Origin of the sequence: Mucilaginibacter achroorhodeus (assembly GCF_007846095.1) — a bacterium.
In the GTDB taxonomy this organism is placed as follows: Bacteria; Bacteroidota; Bacteroidia; order Sphingobacteriales; family Sphingobacteriaceae; genus Mucilaginibacter; species Mucilaginibacter achroorhodeus.
In genome coordinates this window covers 1-19,915 of sequence record NZ_VOEI01000011.1, presented here as the reverse complement: position 1 = coordinate 19,915, position 19,915 = coordinate 1, and the positions used below count along the sequence as shown (strand labels likewise).

The window sequence follows — 19,915 nt, the reverse complement described above, 5'->3', positions numbered from 1 at the left end:
ATACAGACTTCGATAGCCTCCAGGAGCTGGAAGATGAACTGCTTAAATACCTCATGTACTATAACTGGGAAAGACCTCATCAGGGTATCGGTGGAAAGAAACCTATTGATATGGCTACCCTAAACAACAAAAAATAATACCTGATTCTGTTACCGAATTACCTAACCCTTACAGCAATGACATAGCTTTTTTCACTCCGCGCAATGAGGGCAAGCGCAGAGTAGCCTAATCTCTAACCACAAATCTCTAATCTCAAAAAACTTACTGTTTCTGATACCTGCTTAGTTTCTCGTGCAGGCTTGCCGGGTCAAATGGCTTAAGGATGTAATCGTTCATGCCGGCGCTTTCTATCTCACCCATTTGGTTGCTAAGCATTGAAGCTGTAAGGGCAATTATCGGCAGATTTTGAAAATAAGGTTCGTCTTTTTTACGGATCAATCCGGTAGCTTCAAGGCCACCCATCACAGGCATGTGAATATCCATTAATACAACATCAAAATTTCTGTGTTGCTCCAGCTTATCAATTGCTTCCTGGCCATTCTCGGCGAAATCGGCAGTGGCGCCCCACTTTTTAAGCACCTTATTGATAAGCAAACGGTTGATCTGGTTATCATCAACCACTAAAACATTCACATTTAAATTTGTATTCACCTTATCTATCTTGTTATTCTTATGGTCAACAACCTTATCAAAAGTAATTGTAAACCAGAAGGTTGAGCCCTCACCCACCGCGCTGTCAACATTAATGCGCGAATCGTGCAGCTCTATTAAACGCTTGCTTATTGCTAATCCCAGGCCTGTGCCACCATACTTGCGGGTGGTATCCATTTCGGCCTGCTTAAACGACTCAAATATAGTACTTTGCTTATCTTTTGCGATACCTATGCCGGTGTCAGCAACAGCAAACCTGATGCGGACGGTATTGCTGTTTTGTTCTATAACTTTCAGATCAATACTTACACCGCCACGGCTTGTAAATTTAACAGAATTACCTACCAAATTCAATAATATTTGAACAAGGCGTGCCCTGTCGCCAATGATCCTGTCGGGTACGGTATTTTCAATATTGCTGGTTAGCGTTATGCCTTTTTCCTGGGCCTTGTAGCGCATAGACGCAATAATGCTTTGCAGCATCTCGCGCAAGTCTACACTTGCCCTTTCCAACTCTATATTGCCGGTTTCAATTTTGGTGAAATCAAGCACATCGTTAATTAAGGTCATCAGATTCTCTGCAGAAAATCTGAGCACTTCTAAATTCTCTTTCTGCGATTCGGAGGATTTGTCTTCTGCCAACAAGTGCGACATGCCTATCACTGCATTTAGCGGGGTGCGAATTTCATGGCTCATTACTCCCATAAAAATATCCTTTGCCCGGCTCAGTTGCAATGCCTCTTCCTTAGCAGCGATCAGTTCTAACTCGGCTTTCTTTTTAGCGGTGATATCAATTATCGACTCGATGTAGCGTTCAACTTTCCCCTCATCATCGGTCACAACGGAATTAATAACAGTTATCCAAAGCGGTTCGCCATCTTTACGGTAGATCAGCAGGTCAACATCAAAAGATTGCTTTTGGGCAGAGAGCTCGCGCGCTTTTTCGATGATAGATACATCGGTTAATTCGCCCTTTAAAGAATCGCCCAGGTGTTTTCCCTGTACGTCGGCAAGGGTGTAGCCTGTTATTTTTTCAAATGCACTGTTTACCCATTCTACCTGCCCATCGGCGTTATTAATAACAACACCGCTATTAGTTTTGCTGGCCACCAGCGATAGCATTTTTAGCTGCTCATCTTTCTTTTTGCGTTCGGTAATGTCTACCATTACACCTATCTGACGCTCTACATCCCCCTCATCGTTAAACAGCATGCTATTAGAGATATATACCCATGCGGTGGCGCCATCTTTACGGTATATCTTTATTTCGATCTCGTAAGAACGTTTGGCCTTAACTGCTTCCACTGCGCTTTGGAAAACTTCAAGGTTGGTCTCTTCACCTATCAACAGGGTGCCTACGGTATGGTCTTTAAGATCGGCAAGGCTGTAACCGATAATCCCTTCCATAGCCTCGTTCATCCAGATGATATGTCCCTCGGCATCACGTATAAATATACCACTTGGCGATTTGCGGGCCGCAAAGGATAAAATCTGCACATTCTGCTCAGCCTGCTTGCGCTTGGTTATATCGGTTATAACCCGGATGTATTTTTCTACAGAGCCATCTTCTGCATAAACCGGCGAGTTGTTTACCAGTATCCATAGCGGACCGCCAAGCTTACTTTGCATGGATAACTCAACCTCGTAAGGTTGGTTTTTAGCCCGCGCTTCCAATAGCTGGCGTTCGCTTTCGGCATCAACAGGTTTACCCTGTACTACTTCGCCTAAAAACTTCCCCTTTAGATCATCAAAATTGTAACCGGTTATATTTTCAAAGGCTTCGTTTATCCAAACCACTTTGTCATCAGCATTGCTGATGACCACGCCATTTTTGATCTTACTGGCAACTAACGATTGCTGGCGGGTTTCGTCTACCAGTTTCTGCTGATAGGTAATATCCCTGCCGCTACCATACCATTTACCGGCTTTGTAAACGGCTGTCCAGCTTATTTGCCGTATCTCGCCACTTTGCGTGTTTGTTCGTGTTTCAAGCTCAAAAGATTTTTGTGAGCTGATGGCTTCCTCTATCAGATGCCTATATTTTTCACGGTCTTCTCCTACCACAAAATCCCATAGCGACCTGCCCGTGGTTTGCTGCGGCGTATAACCTAAAATATCAGTAACAGCATCATTTATATATTCTATTGCAGATGTGCTGCCAGCGATCAAATGGATGTCTGCCGAGCTATTGAACAGCGTTGAGTATTGCCGGTGCATATCAAGGCTTTGCTCAAGCTCTCTTTTTTGCTTTCGTAAGATCAGATGCGACATAACCTCACTTGCCAGCGTTAGCATAGCATCGCGCTGTTCAGCGGTAAGGTGTTTGGGCTTTTGGTCAAAAACGCAGAGCGTACCAATGCGGTAACCATCCGGATCTATCAATGGGGCACTGGCATAAAAGCGAATGGCGAAAGCGCCTTTTACCTGTTCTGTTTCACAAAATAATTCGTTTTGGGTAGCATCCGGTACCTCAACCAGATCATCACTAAGGATAGTATGCCTGCAAAAGGCATCCTGCAGTGGAACGGAATCTATATCGTAGCCAACCTTTGATTTAAACCATTGCCTTTTATCATCTATGAAAGTGATAAAGGCCAATGGCGCCTGGCATATAAAGGATGCCAGGCGGGTAATGGCATCAAATTCTTTTTCGGGCAGCGTATCTAAAACATCGTAAGAATTTAGGGCGGCTAAACGCCGGTCTTCAATTTCTGTAGGATGCTGTAAATCCGTTTTGCTCATTATTTAGGTTAGTCCTCCCGGTACAACGGGAAATCTTCCATCAATTTATGAACCTTTTTACGGATTTTCTTTATAGATGTTTCATTTTCAGGGTCAACAATTACAGCATCTATCAGCTCAACAATTGTTTGCATGTGTTTTTCTTTTAATCCACGGGTTGTAATGGCAGCTGTACCCAAACGGATACCTGATGTTACAAACGGCGATTTATCATCAAACGGCACCATGTTTTTGTTAGCCGTGATATCTGCACTCACCAAAGCCTTTTCTGCAGCTTTACCTGTAATGTTTTTGTTGCGCAGGTCTATCAGCATCAGGTGGTTATCGGTACCGCCTGATATGATCTCGTAACCACGGGCAACTAAAGCCTTTGCCATTGCTGCACCGTTAAGTTTAACCTGCGTAATGTATTTCATGTAGCTATCAGACAAAGCCTCGCCAAAGGCAACTGCCTTAGCAGCAATAATGTGCTCTAACGGGCCACCCTGCGTACCGGGGAATACAGCCATATCCAGCAAAGACGACATCATTTTTACTTCGCCTTTTGGTGTTTTTAAGCCCCATGGGTTTTCAAAATCCTTACCCATCATAATTAAACCGCCCCGAGGGCCGCGTAAGGTTTTGTGGGTTGTTGTAGTTACAATATGGCAATGCGGTAGCGGATCTGTAAGCAAACCGCGGGCAATTAAACCTGCCGGGTGCGAAATATCTGCCAGTACCAAAGCGCCAACTTTATCTGCAACGCTGCGGATAAAAGCATAATCCCAATCGCGTGAGTATGCTGATGCACCACAGATGATCAGTTTTGGTTTTTGCTCTAAAGCAACACGCTCTAATTGTTCATAATCAATTAAGCCTGTTTCTTTTACCACACCATAAAAATGCGGTTCGTATAATTTACCTGAAAAGTTTACCGATGAACCGTGGGTTAGGTGACCACCGTGCGAAAGATCAAAACCTAATATTTTATCGCCGGCATTAAGTACCGCAAGCATTACCGCAGCGTTGGCCTGTGCACCAGAGTGTGGCTGCACGTTGACCCACTCTGCATTAAAAAGTTGCTTAGCGCGCTCAATGGCAATGGCCTCTATCTCATCAACTACCTCACAACCACCGTAATAGCGTTTGCCCGGCAAACCTTCGGCGTATTTGTTGGTAGCCACAGAACCTGCCGCTTCCATTACCTGGCGACTAACAAAGTTCTCTGATGCGATAAGCTCAATGCCTTCTTCCTGGCGCTGCTGCTCTTCTTCTAATAGCTTGAATATTAATTTGTCTCTTTTCATTATTGTGTTTTAAAAACGCGGCTAAGTTAGAGATTTGATGTGAGATTTGAGATATGAGATTTGAGATTGACTACTTGATTTGTAGAGTTTGCCGATAGTTTAAAAAACCTGTCATTCTGAGAGACAGCGAAGAATCTTTCAGAATAAAGAGAACGCTGGAAGATGCTTCGTACCTCAGCATGACAAATTTAATTCATGACAATCGTGCTGATGACTTTTAACTTTTTACTTCACCCTTCGGTTCAATCCAAAAATTATTAAAGCCCAGGCCAATGGTAATCTCTATGGCTTCCTGCTGCAGCATTTCAAGCACGGCTAAAAAATTGTAGATAAAATGCACCTTGTTTTCGCTGTTGCCGGCAATATGTTTAAAGTCCATTTTTTTGTTGATGCTGAGCAGGTGTTTAATGGCTTCCTTTTGCTTTTCTATGGTGTAAGGATATTGCACAACGGTATGGTGCACTTCCTGGCTGCGGGAGTTATAGTTACGCATCAGGCGGTTATAAACCACCATCAGTTTATACAGGTTCAGCTCTGATAGTTCTTCGCCTGGCACGGTAACCTTTTCAACCTGCTCAAGATCGGCCTTGATGTTGCCGCGTTTCTCCTGTTTAAATCGCTCGTCTTCAAAAGGCCGCAGTTCATCGCATAAAACCTTAAACTTTTTGTATTCGATGAGTTTTCGGATCAACCCCTCTTTGGTGTCCATCTCGTTTTCTTCTTCACCGGTGTTGTGGCGAGGCAAAAGCATTTTGGCTTTTATGCGCATCAGGGTAGCGGCAACAAAGATAAACTCGCTCGCCAGCTCCATGTTCAATACCGTCATCTGGTGGATGTAATTCAGAAAATCGTCGGTAATGCGGGCAATGGGGATGTCATGAATGTCCAGTTCATCGCGTTCAATAAAAAACAGCAGCAGGTCAAAAGGGCCTTCAAACTGCGGCAATTTTATAGCAAACGCATCATCGGTCATTTGTCAAAAATACAGCTATTTAGCTATAAAAAAATATAAATCGCATTAAGCAAAACAATATTTACCTTTAATATATTCCAATTAAATTACCTTACTTTGTAAGTTATATTACAGTCACTAAAAATTAAATGCAGGTACCCGCCGGTGAACTTTTAAGTCAAATAAACTTTCCTACTGATCTTAAGCAACTAAAAGAAGACCAGCTTGAACAAGTTTGTAACGAACTGCGCCAATATATTATTGACGTTGTATCCGTTAATGGTGGCCACTTTGCTGCCAGCTTAGGAACTGTGGAACTCACAGTAGCACTACAATACGTTTTAAATACCCCGTACGATCAATTAGTTTGGGATGTAGGCCACCAGGCTTATGGCCATAAGATATTAACTGGCCGCAGAGATAACTTTCATACCAACCGCATTTACGGCGGCATAAGCGGTTTCCCTAAACGCAGCGAAAGCGCATTTGATACTTTTGGCGTAGGCCACTCTTCAACATCTATCTCTGCTGCTTTGGGTATGGCTGTTGCTTCACAATATAAAGGCGAAACAGACAGGCAGCACGTTGCCGTAATTGGCGATGGTGCCATGACTGCAGGTATGGCCTTTGAGGCACTAAACCATGCCGGCATCGAAAACTCGAACATCCTGGTGATCCTTAACGACAACAACATGTCGATAGACCCTAATGTGGGTGCATTAAAGGAATACCTTACTGATATTACCACATCAAAGCCTTACAACCGTTTCCGCGATGATATCGCTACGGTATTGGCTAAGATCTCATCAATGGGGCCTGATGCCTTCAAGATCGCAAAGAAGATCGAGAAGAGCATTAAAGGCACTTTACTTAAACGCAGCAACTTTTTTGAGGCGCTTAAATTCCGCTATTTTGGCCCGGTTGACGGCCATGATGTAACCCATCTGGTAAAATTACTGCGTGATCTGCGCGATATCCCCGGCCCTAAGCTACTGCATTGCATTACCACAAAAGGTAAAGGCTATGCGCTGGCCGAAAAAGACCAGACCAAATGGCATGCTCCCGGCTTGTTTGACAAGATTACCGGCGAGATAAAAAAGACCAAATACGATAAGCCGCAACCGCCTAAATACCAGGATGTGTTTGGGCATACCATTATAGAACTGGCCGAGGCTAACCCTAAAATTATGGGTATTACGCCGGCCATGCCATCAGGCTGTTCATTAAACCTGATGATGAAAGCCATGCCTAACCGTGCGTTTGACGTAGGCATTGCCGAGCAGCACGCCGTTACTTTTAGTGCGGGTTTGGCTACACAGGGTTTAATTCCGTTCTGTAACATATACTCCAGCTTTATGCAAAGGGCTTACGACCAGGTGATACACGATGTGGCCATTCAAAAGCTTAACGTGGTAATGTGCCTTGACCGTGCCGGTTTTGCCGGTGCAGATGGTGCTACCCACCATGGTGCTTATGACCTGGCTTATATGCGTTGTATCCCTAACCTAACCATATCGGCACCGATGAACGAGGAGGAACTGCGTAACCTGATGTTCACTGCCCAGCAAGATGATGTGGGCCCTTTTGTGATACGCTACCCACGTGGTAATGGCGTTATGGTAGATTGGCAGCGCCCAATGAAAGCCATACCAGTAGGCAAAGGCCGCAAAATTTGCGATGGCGAAGAAGTAGCAATACTAAGCATCGGCGCCATCGGTAACGAAGCGGTAAAAGCCACTGAGCAGTTACACATGGACGGGTACTTCCCGGCGCACTATGACTTGCGATTTGTGAAACCGCTTGATGAGGCTTTACTGCACGAGGTATTCCAGAAATATCCTTACGTGATAACTGTTGAAGACGGCTGCCTTGAAGGTGGTATGGGATCTGCAGTGTTAGAATTTATGGCCGATAATAATTACAAATCGCAAATAGTACGTTTAGGTATACCTGATGAATTTATAGAACATGGTGAACAACCGGAGCTATGGGCCGAGTGCGGATACGACGCGGTAGCAATAGCCGCCCGCGTTAAAAAGCACGGTATCAAACGAGAAACACACCAGACAATAGCTTCATAAAACAAGAAGAGCGATGAATATTCATCGCTCTTCTTGTTTACTGCCTTTTATCTTCATTGTCATTTCGAACGAGTGACAGCGAGGAGAAATCTTCTGCGCTGTAAGTATCGACCGTAGAGGATTTCTTTAACTGGTCTAAGTTTTCAACTTAGACCCAGAATACGTTAAGCTTTCAGCTTAACACTCAAGGAGGATCCTTGAGTCATTTTAGGTCGAAGTTAAAAACTTCGACCAGTGATGAGGAAGTCTAAAGTCTATAATATTAAAATTTAACGAATAGTTGTATATTTAAAACACTAAACCTTAAATATACTCCTTCCATGAAAATTGATAGCCTTTTAACTTATGACGCTGTCGTAAAAACTTTAAAACAGAAAAATCGAAAAAAACACCTACTTTTTGGTAATGGCTTTAGTATGGCTTATGATAGCAAAATATTTTCTTATAACGCTTTGAGCAAGTTTATAGAAAATACAGGCGACCCATTAATAAATAGTCTTTTTGAAAAGCTCAACACCAAGAATTTCGAATTGATAATGCAACAGTTAGATAACTTCTGTGAAATAGCGAATATCTTTAGCGATGATAAATCTTTAGTAGAGAAAATTAAGGTGGTAAGTAATAAATTGAAAACGAGTTTAATTGATGCAGTAAAGGAGCTCCACCCGGAACATGTTTTTAAATTCCACAGGAACAAAGTCAATCTTGCTTGAAATTCTTACAAGAATACTTGGGTTATGGCGGTTATGTATTCTCCACAAACTATGATTTACTTGCTTACTGGGTGTTGATGAGAAATGAAGCAAAAAACGCAGTGGACGGTTTCGGAAGAGATTTGGAAACAGATCTTAACACAGACGACTATATTCCGAAGGAAGATTTTGAATATTCAGAGTTGCGATGGGGAAAGCATAAAGACGAACAATCGGTGTTTTATTTACATGGAACACTGCCAATATTTGACACAGGTACTAATATAATTAAGGTTGAATATGACACGGAACATTTTTTACTACAAAACGTTAAAGACCGAGTCGAAAAGAATGAATATCCAATTTTTGTAACTGCTGGCAATGGTCTGGAAAAGCTGACCCACATAATGCATAATAAGTATTTAAATTTTTGTTATGAAAAATTGTGCGGCATTGAGGGATCTCTTATATCATTTGGATTTAATTTCGGAGATTATGATACCCACATTATAGATGCCATTAACATTGCGACTAAGAATGGACAGAAAGTTAAAGACAAGTTATGGAGTGTTTATATTGGCGTATTTTCTGACGAAGATTACGAGCATATACTTAACATTCAAAAAAACTTCAAGTGCAAAGTCGTTCCTTACAACGCGAGAACAGCAAATATTTGGAATAATTATTAATTATCCGTTCAATACTAAAATGCGACCAACCTTACTTATATTTTAGCTTGTCGAAGACCTGTGCAAGCGATAATGGTTCGACGGGCTCTATAACAACGAAGTGTAAACAAAAAGGCGATGATTAATCATCGCCTTTTTGTTTAATTCCTTGCCGGTTGCGCTTTTGGCAACTCTTTGCGTGGGATCATATCTTTACGCTCTGATGTGTTGTAAACAAACGATGCTACGATGGTAGCGGCTTGCTTCAGGTCATCTTCGCTAAGGCGATCATAGGTGTCCTGGTTGCTGTGGTGGGTACGGGTACCATAATCCATGGCATCCTGGATGAACTGGAAGCCCGGCAAACCAACAGCATCAAACGAAAGGTGATCGGTACCACCAGTATTGCCGATGGTAACTGTACCGGCGCCAAGGTCTTTAAACGGATTTAACCAGGTTTGGAAGATAGGGCCGGCAGCGCTATCGCCTTGCAAATAAATACCACGGATCTTACCGGTACCATTATCTAAATTGTAATAGGCATCCAATTTAGCTTGCTCCGGTTTTAATTCCATCGTTTTAGGATCACCAAAATGCGACGCTACGTAACCGCGTGAACCAAACAAGCCCTGCTCTTCTGAACTCCACAAGGCGATGCGTAATGTGCGTTTCGGTTTAAAGCCAATTGCCTTTAAGATGCGCATAGCTTCCATCATCACCGCGCTGCCCGCAGCATTATCGGTAGCACCGGTAGCACCATGCCATGAATCCAGGTGACCGCCTATCATTACCACTTGGTCTTTTAGTTTTTTATCTGTACCGGGTATTTCGGCAACTACATTATATCCTTGCAGGTCATCAGTAATAAATTGGGTTTTGATATCCGCTTCCATCTCCACCTTTTGTCCGGCTTTCACCAAACGCAAAATGCGCAGAAAATCCTCACCACTGGTCTCCAGTTCCGGAGCAACTGCTTTAGCAGTATCGGCATACGATGCACCGTTGGTTGTAAAGGTAGTACCATCCGTACCACGGCCTTGTGCCAGTATCAAACCAACTTTTTCATCAACCATAAACTTGCTCATAGCCGCACGCATAGCGATCATTTTTCTGCGGGCTGCCATTTGCGGACTATTAGGATCAAATGCACGGCGCTCACCGCGGGCTTGTGGTTTCGCAGCAGCCATCTCAGCCAGCTGGGCATCAGTGTAGCGCTCCAAATCAGGTTTATCAGAGCGTTTTAAGGTATTTTTAGTATCAAATATCACGATCTTACCGACCAGCTTACCTTTGTACTTATCAAGGTCGGCAACAGAGTCTGCCTTTACCAGAACAACTTCGCTTTTGATAGGGCCGTTTGTTCCGGGTGTCCATGCTTTAGGGATAGCAATGATAGCATGGTAGTAGGGAACTGTTATAGCTGCATAGTTTTTTTGCACCTCCCAGCCCTTACCAAATTTACCCCACGGCTCTAACTTGGCATTACTTAATCCCCATGATTTTAATTGGTTAACGGCCCATGCCTGCGCGCGTTTTAAACCCGGTGAATTTGCCAAACGAGGGCCGGATACATCCGTAAGGTAAAAAGCGGTCTCCATTACCTTGGAGTGGTTAAGCCCCTCCTCGCGGATCTTGGTAACGGCGGCCTGGTCAACCGTTTCCTGTGCTAATGCCGTACCCGTTAGACCGGTTAATGCCAAAGCAGTGTAAAGTAGTTTTAATTTCATAATGAGTCAGTTAAAGTTTAAGTAACAAACTTATCTATTTGGCTTCGTAAAATGTGCAAGCCAGGTTTAACAAAGTTGTTACAACTGTAGCCCTTAAACCGACGAAGGGGATAACCGCTAAAGCAGTTATCCCCTTCCATAATTGTTAATGCAACTAATTATTTAATGTCGCTTTCAACTTTTCTTACGGTGCTTCTGCCTGGCAGATAGATCTGGAAACCGAATGATAAGTTAAGGTTGCTTTGGTAAGTTTGGTTACCGAAACCTACTAAGCCATTATACTTAAGCAAAGTTTCTAAACCAATGCTTGGCGTAATGAAATATGCAAAACCAGGACCAACGCCTAAGTTTAAGCCATTTGTTTTACCACCGCCATCGCTAACGTTAGTACCACCTAAACCTACAGTGCCTTCTGCAAAGAAACGACCATGGCGCAATACCTCAGTATCTTTACCTGCGTAGTAACGGCCTAAAGCACCAACGCCGTAAGTAGTTGTGGTTGGGGTATTTTTAGCAGTTTGGATACCCAAATTTACGTAACCACCCAACGCAACGTTATCCTGAATGAACCAAGCTGCCTTTGGGGTAATTTCAAAACTGAAAACTTTTGGGTCATCTAAACCTAAATTGATGTTTGACAGGTTACCACCCATTAAAACGTTTCCTTTTTGGATCTGTGCTGAAGCAGACATGCCGAACGCAACAGCTAAAACTAATAGTAGAGTAATCTTTTTCATATGATTGTTGTTTAGGTGGTGCAGGCAATAGGCATGCCACAGGTTTGTTACAACTGTTAAAATCACAATAAAAGCTTACCCTTTACAAGATTACCTTGCGAGATAATTTTGTAACTTACAGTATAACAGTTACATATATATAACTAAAAAGAGTATAAATATTTCGATAAAATTTTAGATGGCTCTACTGTTAAATCAATAAATTTAAGAAATTACGAAGTTTAATACATTAACCTTTGCGATATAAACTTTATATGCTACTAAAAGCCGTACCTATATTAGCATCGCTTGATGAAGCAGAGAGCATAAAATTTTATACAGAAAAACTTGGCTTTACATTTCATTCCGCTTGGGACGGCTACCTGATATTTAGCAGGGACGGTATATCTATTCACCTGTGGCCTTGTGACGATCCCAAGATACCGAAAGCAACAGGCTGCTACGTTAACGTCACAGAGGTTGATAAGCTATATCAGGAGTTAAAACCGAAGAACATCTTCCATCCAAACGGCGACCTGCAAGATATGCCCTGGGGCATGCGTCAATTCAGCATTCTGGATAACAGCGGAAATATCATTCACTTTGGCGAAGATATACAGGAATACGACGAAGATTAATTGATAAGCAGCTTATAGCCACGGCCATGCACGTTGATGATCTCTACCGATGGATCATCTTTTAAATACTTGCGGATCTTACTCAAAAAAACATCCATACTGCGCCCATTGAAGTAATTATCATCATGCCATATGTTTAGCAATGCTTCTTCGCGGGTAAGCACTTCGTTACGTTTAAGACACAGCAGGCGCAACAATTCCGCTTCTTTGGTTGAAAGCTTTTGGATAGCATCACCACGGGTTATCAATTGCGATGTGTAATCAAAATTATAGCTACCGAGTTTAAACTGGCTTGGTGTATCATCCGCACCTTTCTTCTCAGCATTTTCCGCACGTTTAAGCAATGCGTTTATGCGTAGCAGCAATTCTTCTATCCGGAAAGGTTTGGTGATGTAATCGTCTCCGCCAAGATTAAATGCCTGCGTTTTATCCTCTATCATGGCTTTGGCGGTAGCAAATATTACGGGTACATGGGCGTTTACCTTGCGGATGTCTTTACCAAGGGTAAATCCGTCCTTCTTGGGCATCATTACGTCAAGAATAACCAGGTCAAAAGGTTGTTTGGTAAAAGCCTTCAGGCCTTCTTCACCATCTTTACACAGGGTTACATCAAACTTACCTTTTAGCTGCAGGTAGTCTTGCAATAATAAACCAAGATTCGGATCGTCCTCAACAAGTAATATTTTCTTCATGGTTATTTTTAGTCGGTAAGACAGTAAGACTGAAAGTCCGTAAGATGGATATTGCTAATCACTTCCCAGACTTATCGGACTTGCGGACTCCGCGCTTGTTACACTGCAGCAAATTTTAATTCAAACTCTGAGCCTTTTTCTTTCTCAGATCGTACACTGATCGCCCCTTCTAATCTCTTAACGATGGTGTTAACGTAGCTTAAGCCAAGGCCAAAGCCCTTAACATCGTGCAGGTTGCCGGTTGGTATGCGGTAAAACTGTTCAAATATTTTTGATTGCTGGTCGCGGCTCATGCCTATGCCTTTATCAGCCACTTTAATTACCAGTTCGTTGTTCTTGTTATAAGTGCTTATGGTTATCTCCGGCACATCTTTACTGTATTTGACGGCGTTATCTATCAGATTATAAAGCACGTTGCTCAGGTGCAATTCATCAGCCATGATAACCGGGTTCTCCGCATCAAGGTTAAGTTTGGTAATGGCCTCATGTTTTTGCAGCTTAAGTGCCATACTATCCAATACTACCGAGATCATATCGTTAACATCAACCGGCTTCTTATCCAATTTAAAGTCGTTCTTCTCTATCCGGGCAATGTTTAATACCCTCTCGATATGGCTGCCAAGGCGCAAATTTTCTTCGTAAATAACATTAGCCAGCCTTGATACCCGCGACTTATCCTGCGCAATTTCATCATCCTTAAGCGCCTCGCTGGCAATCATAATGGTTGATACAGGCGTTTTAAACTCATGCGTCATGTTGTTGATGAAGTCTATCTTCATCTCCGACACCTTTTTCTGCTTGATGATAGAGAATATCGTATAACCAAAACAGAATATCAGCACCATTAAAAGGCCGGCGGTAGTGCCCATGGTGGCTTTCATGTTACCTAATATCAATGAATCTTTTTGCGGAAAATAAACCCGCAGCTTACCAGGATCGGTAAGCAATTCGTTATTAAATATCGTTTTCTGGTAGGTGTTGGCAGGGATGAATTGTGGTTTTTCGCCACTCATATCCATAGCCTTAGAAAAGATCAAAGAATCCTTATTAGCCATAGCTACCTCATAACTAAATGGCAGAAATATGCCCCGGTTATGCAATTCAAAACGCAATAGGGAGTCTATCCAAAAAACATTAAGGCGTTTGTACAACGGCTCGTCAGATTTGCGGTATTCTTCTGCTATGTTCTCGATAACGTTTGCGGTTTTACCTTTATTGGGCATGTTAGCCAACGAATCTGCCTCAAGCATTTTCCTTATCTGCGCTAACTGCCGTTCTTTTTGCAAACGTTGCTGTTCGCGCACCCATAAGGGGTTTAACTGTGGTGCAGCGATCAATTGCTTGCCAAATTGAGGATCTATGTAAGTAGCATACAGGGTATCATACTTATGCAGTTTCCGTTTCGCTGGTTTTGGGCCCTTTACAATCTCGGGGATAAAGCGGCCGTGCACGTCGCCAAACTCGTCAGTATATTCTTCTATCCGTATGCGCAGGTTTACAGATCCCTGCTGCATTAGCGCATTTATCTCATCATCCTGCTTTTTGTGCAGTATCATGCGGCGCAGGCTATCGCGCAGCATAGCCAGCTTACGTTGTCGTTTGCTTTGTTTTAAGCTTGTTACCGAATCCCTGGCAGATATTTTTTGCCCGTTGATGCTGATATCATTCTTTTTGTCGCTGATAGTAACTGCAAAAGTATGTTGCGTTTTGGCATTGATAAAGTTGATGGCATCCTGTTTTGATACCTTGTTCACAACGCTGTTCAGTGCCTCGTTAACCGACTGGTTAAACAACTCTGACTGCATTTGGTAAGACTGCCGCAGGAAATATAATTGCATAGCCACTACGCCCAATAGCGCAAACCCCATCAGCCCTATAATCAATGCTATGCTTTTCTTTTTCATGCAACAACAAAAATATCTGATTTTATGCCGCGTAAAATCCTTTTAACAAATTTTAACAAATGATTGCACTTTATTTAATAAGCTCATTTGCAACAGTTTTATAAATTTGCTACTCAAACCTGTAAGCACAACATGAAAAAGATAGTTAAGCCCGGCTTCGAGTTCATTTTCTCATTAAGCCTGATAGCCATATTAGGATTACCTCCGCTGGTGCTGGCACAAAACCAAAAAAGCATCGATATCAAGATTGCAAATGGAGATACCACCATCAATGGTAAAAACATAAAACAACTTTCATCAGCCGAGCGTAAGGACGCGCTTGCAGCAATGGCTGATGCACCCGTACCTCCACTGCCGCCGCCGGCGCCCGGCAATCAATCTACATTCCTCTTAAAAGAAAATAAGAATGGCAAGGATATTACCATCCAAAGGGATGTTACCGTTGAAACCAATGAACCGGTTGCAGCGAATGGTGAGAAAACTCAAAAACGGGTTCGCCTGAAAAGACTTAAAACAGATAGTGCGTTCACTTATCGTTTTGATAACGATCTGCCACCAATGGATGTTAAGATCAACACTTTCAGATCAAACGGCGCCGGGCACAAGCCTTTTACAATGAACGGCCGTAACAGCCAGTCGTTTGTTTATAGCCGCACCGATGGGGACGGTATTACGACTAATGTAAATTATAGTGTTAGTGATGCCCCTGCCGATAAGTTGAAAGCCTTAACAGGTACCGATAAAGCTAACTTAGAGATTTCAGAGCTTAATCTTAATTACGAGTTCAGCAGTGCAAATACCATTCTCTCGGTTAACTTACCGGCCGGGTCAAAAGAACTAAAGCTTACCTCAAGTAACGGCAACGTAGTTTGGGCCGATAAAACATCAGCCACGAGCTTTACTAAGAAGTTTGCATTGCCGGTAAATGGCGTTTATTATCTGCAAGTGAAGCAGGGGAACAGAATAGCGTTAAAGAAGATTGTAAAAGAATAGTTTGCAGGAAATCATCATTGCCGTTGACCAAAGTCGACGGCAATTAATAATAAAAAAGCCTTTCTGAATCCAGAAAGGCTTTTTTATTTCTTATCAAGCATGCAAACTGCAAACTCAAAACTGCAAATTCTTAGAATGGCAGATCGTCATCATCCGGTGCCGAACTGATGTCAGCCGGGGCAGCATACTCTGGCGAAGATGCGCTACCTGCACCGCCAAGCACATTAACTTTCCATAACTGTAAAGAATTAAAGTATGATTTTTTACCAGTCTTATCAGTCCAGGGGCGGCCTTTAAGGTTAAAAAACACTTCTATATCGTCACCAACCTTAACATTGTCTAAAAGATTGCAACGGTCTTGTATTGCTTCAAACTTTAAATACTCAGGATATTGTGGGTTCTCGATATACTCGAGGATCAGTTCTCTCTTCTTTAACGACTCGGTAACCTGTTGGGTTGCCGATACTTCATGTACCTTGCCTTTAACTTCCATAATTTCAGAAAATGATTAAAATGTAAAGTTAATAACCTCAAATTAAATAGCGGCGTATTTAATTCATATTTTTGGCAAAATATTATGCAAGTTTTCCACACAAAAAGCAAGATCATTATTACCTGCAACAAGCGCATTTCGCCTTACCTGCAACAGGAAGTTGAGGCCCTTGGATATACGCCTGTACGCGTTTTCTCAACAGGCGTAGAGTTAGAAGGCACTATTAATGATACCATCCCCTTAAATCTTAATTTGCGCTGCGCAAGCCAGGTGCTGTACCTTTTAAAAAGCTTTAACGCAGCCGACCCGCAAGAGCTTTATAACGAGCTGGTGAAAATTGAGTGGGAAGAACTGATAGATTTTACCGGCTACTTTTCGGTAACATCAAACGTAAACAACAAACACATCACCACACCTTTATTTGCTAACGTTAAGGTTAAGGATGCCATTGTTGACCGTATAAAAGACAAGAAAGGCATACGCCCAAACAGCGGTGCCGATGTAAATAAAGCCGTTGTACACCTGTACTGGCAGGATGATAAGGCAGATGTTTTCCTGGATACATCAGGCGAAACACTGGCCAAACACAGCTATCGTAAAATACCGGGCAAGGCACCAATGTTAGAGGCTTTAGCGGCATCTACTATTATATCTACCAATTGGGACCGCAACAGCCATTTTGTTAACCCGATGTGTGGTTCTGGCACGCTGGCTATTGAGGCCGCCCTGCTGGCTACCGATAAACATCCCGGGTTATTCCGTATGAATTATGGCTTTATGCACATTATGGGTTATGATGAGCAGGTATTTTTTACGGAGCGCCGTAAACTGAAAGATAAAGCCAAAAAAGAAATAAACTTTAAGATCATCGCTACAGATATTTCTCAGGATGCTGTTGACATAGCCCGCCGCAATGCAAATACTGCGGGTGTAGAACATTTAATTGATTTTGACGTTTGTGATTTCGAACTTACGGAGGTACCCGAAGGTGGTGGCGTTGTGATGTTTAACCCGGAATACGGCGAACGCTTAGGAACGCATACTAAACTGGAGATAACTTACAAACGTATAGGTGATTTTTTGAAAAAGAAATGCCTTAACTATCGCGGTTATGTTTTTACAGGCAACCCGGATCTGGCTAAAAAAATAGGTTTAAAAGCCAGCCGTAAAATAGAATTTTATAATGGTAAATTAGATTGCCGTTTATTTGAATATGAACTTTACGAAGGCACCAAACGCCAGCCAAAAGAAGATTAAATGAAGAAATTACTTGTTATACTGTTTGTACTATCATCGGTATATGCGCACGCGCAAAAAGAACTTGCCTTCCCTTTTCAGGGTGGCGCACCCATCATGACCCGCTTTTTTAAAGATAGCCTTGTTGTTGGGCAGGATATTATTGCAAAAAAGGCGAGTGGCACGGCAGTACTTAAATTTACCGCTGATGTAAATGGTGTAGTACAAAAAATAGTGATCTATTATGCTGATGACTATCTGATAACTTTGCCGGCTATTGATGCATTAAAAAAATCAAATAAAAAATGGATCATCCCGGATAAAGAGAAGTTCCATGACTTTATTATTCCTTTTTCCATAAGCTATAACGCACCTGCAACAGGTGTGGCAGAAGTACAGAAGGCTGCCTACGAGTTTTACAAACGCCGCAAGCCTATCGTAGCACGAGATCAGATCCCCTTGAACGATGCTACCCTGTTGCCTACGGTTAGTGTTAGCTATAATCTGAAATAGGAACTAAAAGATAAAGAGCTATTCGCATAGGTGACTCATCCAGTCTGCGCTACGCTGGACCACCCTCTCTGTTGCAACCATCAAAGAGGGTAAAAGAAAACTCCTTGCCCCTTTTCGCGCAGCGAAGAGAGGGTCGACGAGCGCAAGCGATGTCGGGGGGAGTCAACAAACCAGTAACAATAATTAGCCTACTTACTTAAAATCTCATGATTTACGTCTTTATAATTCTTATCGTATTTGCGGGTTGGTTATATTTTCAGCGTAAGGGAAAACGCGGCGCGCTTACGCAAACCATTCTGAACGATAAGCAGAAAGTGCTGCTTGCCGAGCATATCGAGTATTATAATAACTTGTCTGAAGATGATAAGGCATATTTCATTGATAAGATAGAGCAATTTTTAGATACCGTAAACATTGAAGGCGTAGGCCTTGAAGTAACCGACACCGACCGCATAATGGTAGCAGCCAGCGCAGTGATACCAATTTTTAGGTTTAAAGACTGGACGTACCGTAACGTAACCAACGTTCTGCTCTACCCCGACACCTTTGATAAGGACTACCAGTTTGAGGGTGGCGATGACCGCAACATTATGGGCATGGTGGGCAGCGGCTACATGAACGGGCAGATGATCCTATCGCGCGCGGCATTGCAAAAAGGTTTCTCAAAAAATAACGGCAAGCAAAATACCGGCATCCACGAGTTTGTGCATCTGTTGGACAAAGCCGACGGTGCTACAGACGGCATCCCCGAGGGTTTCCTTCCGCATGAAAATATAAAGCCCTGGGTGCAAATGATGCACAAAGAGATCAGCAGGATTGAAGAAGGACATTCAGACATCGATCCCTACGGTGCTACTAATGAAGCTGAATTTTTTGCAGTGGTTTCTGAATACTTTTTTGAAAAACCCAATCAATTACAAGCCAAACACCCTGAGCTCTATGATCTTCTGAGCAAAACTTTCGGGCAGGATCCGGCTAATCATTGATTGGTATTGTACACCTCAAATTCATTGTATTCAGTTATGATCTGCTTAAGTTTTCCGCTGCTAAATATCAGCCGCACATAATTACGTCCGCTCAGGCCTGGTTTCACATCTTTGAAGATATAGAACGACCACTCATTGTAATTGCCCATATCAGGGTCAAAGCCTTTTGTTAATGATTTATAAGCCAGCGTTATGGTGTAATCTGCATATGCAGGCAATTTGTAAATAGCCAAAAGCTTCTTGTAGATATTGTCCACCGGCTCGTTCTGCCTTACTGCAATTTCATCGGCAGCTGTTTCCGGCCATTTATTTAAAGTTTTAGGTATTGCGCCAGTTATATTTATGACGTTAGATTCATTGTAAACTATTGACGCACCGTCTGCGTCTTTCTGCACATTTAACATGCTATAAAACTTTAACCTTTGCTGCACTTCCTCTGGCTTACTAAAGGTTAGCTTTTGTCCGATAACATCAACATCCTCAAAATTATTCAGTTTTGCCGATGCCTGCAGCTGTGTGTAAACATCGGCTGCCGAACTCCCTACCCTGATTCCCCACTTGCTGCCGGATGTTGTGGTTTCTGTACGGGGCAAGGTGTTATCTTTTTTACAGGATAAAAGAAATAAAGCCGGGATAAGTAAAAATAAGAACTGTTTCATAAGGTGCGGTTATGGTTTAACTATTGTAATTACGCAATAGTAGGCATAAACGCAACAGCATTAGGCAAAGAATACTATCCCTACCCACCGGGATTACAAACGCAACCGGGATGCTGATGGCACCCCGGGGCGATAGATGAAGAGGTTTAGGTAATTTTTTGCATGTCTTGTCCTGAAATAGGTTTACACAAAAAAGTAAACGATGAACAGTATAAAAGAGTTATTGATAAGGCATGACCGCGAGTTGGGCGGATTAAGTTTTCGTAGCTTAGCAAGCAAACACGGG

Annotated in this window: 18 protein-coding genes; 9 read left to right on the top strand and 9 right to left on the bottom strand. The window is 42.6% G+C overall.

Features of this window, described 5'->3' with window-relative positions; genetic code table 11:
* The coding region (locus FPZ42_RS19525; RefSeq protein ID WP_146273463.1) for an integrase core domain-containing protein at nucleotides 1-137 on the top strand (137 nt) is incomplete at its 5' end.
* 124 nt (nucleotides 138-261) lie between these two features.
* On the opposite strand, the gene FPZ42_RS19035 is transcribed toward FPZ42_RS19525, so the two are convergent.
* The 3 genes from FPZ42_RS19035 to FPZ42_RS19025 form a co-directional block, all read right to left on the bottom strand.
* Nucleotides 262-3,393: a PAS domain S-box protein gene (locus FPZ42_RS19035; RefSeq protein WP_146273462.1), complete on the bottom strand. Its 3,132-nt coding sequence runs from the start codon at nucleotides 3,391-3,393 to the stop codon at nucleotides 262-264.
* Nucleotides 3,394-3,401: 8 nt separating this feature from the next.
* A complete protein-coding gene (gene glyA, locus FPZ42_RS19030) occupies nucleotides 3,402-4,679 on the bottom strand; it encodes a serine hydroxymethyltransferase (RefSeq protein WP_146273461.1) in 1,278 nt (425 codons plus the stop codon).
* A 217-nt stretch (nucleotides 4,680-4,896) separates the two neighbouring features.
* A complete protein-coding gene (locus tag FPZ42_RS19025; protein WP_146273460.1) occupies nucleotides 4,897-5,652 on the bottom strand; it encodes a segregation and condensation protein A in 756 nt (251 codons plus the stop codon).
* 128 nt (nucleotides 5,653-5,780) lie between these two features.
* On the opposite strand from FPZ42_RS19025, the gene dxs reads away from it, so the two are divergent.
* From dxs to FPZ42_RS19295, 3 genes are all read left to right on the top strand, one after another.
* On the top strand, nucleotides 5,781-7,712 hold the full coding sequence (dxs, locus tag FPZ42_RS19020; RefSeq protein ID WP_146273459.1) for a 1-deoxy-D-xylulose-5-phosphate synthase: 1,932 nt from the start codon (nucleotides 5,781-5,783) through the stop codon (nucleotides 7,710-7,712).
* A 320-nt stretch (nucleotides 7,713-8,032) separates the two neighbouring features.
* The gene (locus tag FPZ42_RS19300; protein ID WP_222431607.1) at nucleotides 8,033-8,425 is read left to right on the top strand and encodes a DUF4917 family protein; all 393 of its coding nucleotides are present in this window, start codon (nucleotides 8,033-8,035) and stop codon (nucleotides 8,423-8,425) included.
* Nucleotides 8,422-9,093 (top strand): DUF4917 family protein, encoded by a 672-nt coding sequence (locus FPZ42_RS19295; RefSeq protein ID WP_222431606.1) that lies wholly within the window; start codon nucleotides 8,422-8,424, stop codon nucleotides 9,091-9,093. Before FPZ42_RS19300 ends, FPZ42_RS19295 begins: the two co-directional genes overlap by 4 nt.
* A gap of 140 nt (nucleotides 9,094-9,233) precedes the next feature.
* On the opposite strand, the gene FPZ42_RS19010 is transcribed toward FPZ42_RS19295, so the two are convergent.
* Nucleotides 9,234-10,799 (bottom strand): M28 family metallopeptidase, encoded by a 1,566-nt coding sequence (locus FPZ42_RS19010; protein ID WP_146273458.1) that lies wholly within the window; start codon nucleotides 10,797-10,799, stop codon nucleotides 9,234-9,236.
* A 158-nt stretch (nucleotides 10,800-10,957) separates the two neighbouring features.
* The gene (locus FPZ42_RS19005; RefSeq protein WP_146273457.1) at nucleotides 10,958-11,536 is read right to left on the bottom strand and encodes an outer membrane beta-barrel protein; all 579 of its coding nucleotides are present in this window, start codon (nucleotides 11,534-11,536) and stop codon (nucleotides 10,958-10,960) included.
* Between the two features lie 254 nt (nucleotides 11,537-11,790).
* Between FPZ42_RS19005 and FPZ42_RS19000 the strand changes: the two genes are divergently transcribed.
* A complete protein-coding gene (locus FPZ42_RS19000; RefSeq protein ID WP_146273456.1) occupies nucleotides 11,791-12,153 on the top strand; it encodes a bleomycin resistance protein in 363 nt (120 codons plus the stop codon).
* Here FPZ42_RS19000 and FPZ42_RS18995 read toward each other — a convergent pair.
* Nucleotides 12,150-12,845 (bottom strand): response regulator transcription factor, encoded by a 696-nt coding sequence (locus FPZ42_RS18995; protein ID WP_146273455.1) that lies wholly within the window; start codon nucleotides 12,843-12,845, stop codon nucleotides 12,150-12,152. The genes FPZ42_RS19000 and FPZ42_RS18995 overlap by 4 nt on opposite strands.
* A 98-nt stretch (nucleotides 12,846-12,943) precedes the next feature.
* On the bottom strand, nucleotides 12,944-14,749 hold the full coding sequence (locus FPZ42_RS18990) for a sensor histidine kinase (RefSeq protein WP_146273454.1): 1,806 nt from the start codon (nucleotides 14,747-14,749) through the stop codon (nucleotides 12,944-12,946).
* A 132-nt stretch (nucleotides 14,750-14,881) separates the two neighbouring features.
* On the opposite strand from FPZ42_RS18990, the gene FPZ42_RS18985 reads away from it, so the two are divergent.
* A complete protein-coding gene (locus FPZ42_RS18985; protein WP_146273453.1) occupies nucleotides 14,882-15,742 on the top strand; it encodes a T9SS type A sorting domain-containing protein in 861 nt (286 codons plus the stop codon).
* A gap of 130 nt (nucleotides 15,743-15,872) precedes the next feature.
* Here the strand turns inward: FPZ42_RS18985 and FPZ42_RS18980 are convergent, their stop codons facing one another.
* Nucleotides 15,873-16,235, bottom strand: a complete 363-nt coding sequence (locus FPZ42_RS18980; protein WP_146273452.1) for a DUF3127 domain-containing protein — start codon at nucleotides 16,233-16,235, stop codon at nucleotides 15,873-15,875.
* 84 nt (nucleotides 16,236-16,319) lie between these two features.
* On the opposite strand from FPZ42_RS18980, the gene FPZ42_RS18975 reads away from it, so the two are divergent.
* From FPZ42_RS18975 to FPZ42_RS18965, 3 genes are all read left to right on the top strand, one after another.
* Nucleotides 16,320-17,492 (top strand): THUMP domain-containing class I SAM-dependent RNA methyltransferase, encoded by a 1,173-nt coding sequence (locus tag FPZ42_RS18975; RefSeq protein WP_146273451.1) that lies wholly within the window; start codon nucleotides 16,320-16,322, stop codon nucleotides 17,490-17,492.
* Complete coding sequence (locus tag FPZ42_RS18970; RefSeq protein ID WP_146273450.1) at nucleotides 17,493-17,984, top strand: hypothetical protein; 492 nt, start codon at nucleotides 17,493-17,495, stop codon at nucleotides 17,982-17,984. It abuts the gene before it with no gap.
* Nucleotides 17,985-18,190: 206 nt separating this feature from the next.
* Nucleotides 18,191-18,970: a M90 family metallopeptidase gene (locus FPZ42_RS18965; RefSeq protein ID WP_146273449.1), complete on the top strand. Its 780-nt coding sequence runs from the start codon at nucleotides 18,191-18,193 to the stop codon at nucleotides 18,968-18,970.
* On the opposite strand, the gene FPZ42_RS18960 is transcribed toward FPZ42_RS18965, so the two are convergent.
* The gene (locus tag FPZ42_RS18960; protein WP_146273448.1) at nucleotides 18,964-19,629 is read right to left on the bottom strand and encodes a hypothetical protein; all 666 of its coding nucleotides are present in this window, start codon (nucleotides 19,627-19,629) and stop codon (nucleotides 18,964-18,966) included. The genes FPZ42_RS18965 and FPZ42_RS18960 overlap by 7 nt on opposite strands.
* Nucleotides 19,630-19,915 lie beyond the last annotated feature (286 nt).